Source organism: Occallatibacter sp. (assembly GCF_049510455.1).
Taxonomy (GTDB): domain Bacteria; phylum Acidobacteriota; class Terriglobia; order Terriglobales; family Acidobacteriaceae; genus Telmatobacter.
Map to the genome: position 1 here is coordinate 1 of NZ_JBEKYX010000203.1, position 3327 is coordinate 3327.

Genomic DNA, 3327 nt, shown 5'->3' on the forward strand with positions numbered 1-3327 from the left:
GCGAATCGTCAGCGAGCACGATAAGGTGGACGAGCCGCGCGTCGCGCTGCACTAGTATCTCGTCAAGAAAGTCTTTCTGCACGGGCAGGAGTGGGAGGATGGCTGGGGTGAGAGGTATCCCGTCCCCTTTCATCAAGATTTATGAAAGGGGACGGGATACCTCTCACCCCAGCCTCCGGCCCTCTACTACCGCGTAAAGACTTATTTGCCCGGGCTGCTGACCACAGAGTAGGTCGGCACTACAGACGTTTCCGCGGAAACGTGCGCCACTACAATCAAACAAAATCAAAAGCCGGGAGAAGGCCGCGCGGAGAGACCGGCGTTTCCATCATGGCGACAGGGACAAATCCGTCGCTTGCTGGGACGAGTCCGTCGCAAGAGGAACTGAATGCGGCGGCAGCCAGTTAACATGGCGTCTGCGTTAGCGTCATGGGAGTCGGCAGAGACGAGACCTCGCCCACCCCGATGGAGTCACCTTGGTGAAAATGCAGGAAATCGATCAAAACGTCCCCAGCAGCTCTATGTATCGGAAGCTTTTGTTTGCTGCCCTGTTTTGGACTTTCTCTCCGACGTGCTTCTGTCAGGATGTGACGCCCACTCCAGACGACCAGCTCAAGGCAGCTAAGGCCGCCTATGACCGCAAAGATTACGCCGAGAGTGCAGCTCTCTATAAGCGCGCACTCCTTTTCGCGACCGAGTCGGAGAGAGGGGACGCGGAGTACAACATCGCCTGTACTTTGGCTTTGGCTGGAAATCGCGACGAAGCGTTTGACACATTGCGCGATGCAGTCGAGGACGGTTACACGGATCGAAAGGACACAGAAACAGATCGAGATCTCGGCTCATTACATGCAGACCCGCGTTGGCAAGCCGTTCTGAATGCAATGTCTGACCTAAAGCAGCAGCAGGACCGGCGCTGGGGGGACAGCGCGTTTGCCACTGCGAACGCACCCAACATATCGGATGATGAGAAGATCGCAGGTTTATCAGAGCTTTGGGCGCAGGCGAAGTTCGGGTTTGCTAATTTCTGGCACGTGCCACACCTCGACTGGGATCAGACTTATCGTGATTTCATCCCTAAAGTTCTCGCGACGAAATCGACGGAGGACTACTATCGCGTCCTCCAGCGCTTCTACGCTCTCCTGCAGGACGGCCACTCGAATGTGTACAGCCCGGACGAAGTGGAGGGCAGGGTCGGTCGCCTCGATTTGCGCACACGGTTGATTGATGGCCATCTTCTGGTGATCGGTTCTCGATCACCAACTGCGGATCTGCAGGGGCTCCGCCCAGGAGATGAAATCCTGAACATCAATGAACTACGGCGCCCAGAAACCATCGTTTGAATTCCGGATGCTGGCCGATGATGTGGCCTACGTCGATTTGAACAGTTTCGAAGACAATGCGGCGGCAAATGAGTGGGACAAGCATTGGCCCGAAATACAGAAGGCAAAATCGCTCGTTCTCGATTTGCGGGAGAATGGAGGCGGTAGTGACTCGGTTGGATACCACATCCTTGGCAGCCTAATCACAAACGATTCCCCGGGCGAGTTATCACGATCGACGAAATGGATTGCGACCTATCGCGCCTGGGGAGCTTCTGAGACACCTCTGCGATTTCCGATCGACATGATCCATCCCGATCCCACTCGGCATTTTGCAGGCCCGGTCGCATTACTAATTAGTCCACGAACGTTCTCTGCTGGAGAAGACATGGTTGTCGCTTTCGCGCAAGCTCATCGAGGTAGTCTGGTTGGGGAAGCTACCGGCGGCAGTTCCGGACAGCCGCTCACATTCAAATTGCCCGGGGGCGGCACCGCTCGCATTTGCACCAAGCATGATAGCTTCGCGGATGGCCGGGAATTCGTGGGGATCGGCGTCAAACCAGACGTGCCGGTTCAAATTACCCGGAGTGACATCGTGGCGGGACGAGACCAAGTACTTGAGAGCGCCCTGCAGTGGCTACACACACCGCAGCGTGCCAGTTCCGGTCAGTGATAGGCTATCGCTAACCTCGGTCCTAAGCGGCCTGGCGCACTTAGGCTGCACTAGACCGGGCCCTCAGGGCGGAGGAGAGGAGGGGTTCAAGGCCAGATCCGCCAATCTGCGCTCATCGACGATGACGACGATGCCGCTCGCGATGACGATGCAGGCGCCGGCAACCAGGCTAAAGGACGGCGTGGCCGACCAGAAAATCCAATCGATGGCGAAGGCCCAGAGGATGGCGGTGTACTCGAACGGTCCGACGACCGAGGGCGGCGCACGCCGAAAGGCGTCCGTCAGCCACATTTGACCCAGTGCTCCGGTGATACCGATTCCGATGAGCCAAACCCAGTCTGAGCCGAGCACCGGGCGCCAATCACCGATGGCCAGTAAACCGCTGGCAGCACCGACCAGGAGCAAGTACCAGAACACCATGGACATGCTCGAATTGCTGCGGCCGAGGCTTCGAACCGTCAGCGCGCTCAGAGAGTAGCAAACCGTCGCCAGAGCTGCGGCTGATGCCGCGATCATCGGGATTTCCCCTTTCCCCCAGGGCTGCAGAATGACCAGGACGCCGCTCAAGCCGACGATAATGGCCGCCCAGCGCTTGCCCGTCACTGTCTCCCCGTGCAACGGCACCGACAAAGCGGTCATCAACAGCGGTGCTGCCAAGAACAAAGAGTACGTCTGCGCCAGGCTCAAGCGATGTACGGCAATTACGAAGCCGACGAGCATGCCGATGCCGAGCACGGCTCGAAACATATGCAGCTGCGGATTTCTCGGCCGCAGCGTGGCCCAAATTCCATGCCAGCCAATTGGCAGCAACAGAAACAGCCAGGAAGAAAGGCAGCGCAGGCAGGAGATCTGCAGAGGCCCGTAATGCGCGGATAGGCGCTTCATCAGCGAATCCATGATGGAAAAGACGAACACCCCCGCGACCATGGAGGCGATGCCGCGCAGGCGCTCCCGCGACGGCTCGTGGACGGCGATGGGGGCAATGGTGAGTGGCTGTCTGCTCATGATGCTGATAGCCATTGTAGTCGAGAGCGAACTTGTCTATTCGCCTCCTCCCGCTGCTGCGCAGAAAGACCTTCTTGACGGGGTACTTCCTCAGGCCGGCACGCGCGGGTGATGATGCGCCCCCAGCGCGCGACGGCGGACATCCATCAGCTTCAGGATCATCGGCGTCAAGATCAGCTGCATGGCCAGCTCCATCTTGCCGCCCGGAGCGACGATGATGTTCGGCCGCGACATGAACGAATCGTGCACCATCGACAGAAGATAGGGAAAATCGATTTCCTTGGGATTGGAAAAGCGGATGACGACGAAGCTTTCGTCGGCCGTCGG

At 58.3% G+C, this 3327-nt stretch carries 4 protein-coding genes; 2 read left to right on the plus strand and 2 right to left on the minus strand.

The window, feature by feature from the left end:
• Nucleotides 1-485: 485 nt before the first annotated feature.
• Nucleotides 486-1343: a tetratricopeptide repeat protein gene (locus tag ABSG47_RS20915; protein ID WP_424172533.1), complete on the plus strand. Its 858-nt coding sequence runs from the start codon at nt 486-488 to the stop codon at nt 1341-1343.
• A complete protein-coding gene (locus ABSG47_RS20920; protein ID WP_424172527.1) occupies nt 1312-1995 on the plus strand; it encodes a S41 family peptidase in 684 nt (227 codons plus the stop codon). The genes ABSG47_RS20915 and ABSG47_RS20920 overlap by 32 nt, the downstream gene beginning before the upstream one ends.
• A gap of 63 nt (nt 1996-2058) precedes the next feature.
• Here ABSG47_RS20920 and ABSG47_RS20925 read toward each other — a convergent pair whose 3' ends face one another.
• Nucleotides 2059-3000 (minus strand): DMT family transporter, encoded by a 942-nt coding sequence (locus ABSG47_RS20925; protein ID WP_424172530.1) that lies wholly within the window; start codon nt 2998-3000, stop codon nt 2059-2061.
• Between the two features lie 90 nt (nt 3001-3090).
• The coding region (locus tag ABSG47_RS20930; protein WP_481133045.1) for a nucleoside/nucleotide kinase family protein at nt 3091-3327 on the minus strand (237 nt) is incomplete at its 5' end.

What these genes read in the sequence shown, in the direction of transcription:
- ABSG47_RS20920 (WP_424172527.1), top strand. Translation starts at nt 1,312, where the DNA reads ATGAACTACGGCGCCCAGAAACCATCGTTTGAATTCCGGATGCTGGCC.
- ABSG47_RS20925 (WP_424172530.1), bottom strand. Translation starts at nt 3,000, where the DNA reads ATGAGCAGACAGCCACTCACCATTGCCCCCATCGCCGTCCACGAGCCG.
- ABSG47_RS20915 (WP_424172533.1), top strand. Translation starts at nt 486, where the DNA reads ATGCAGGAAATCGATCAAAACGTCCCCAGCAGCTCTATGTATCGGAAG.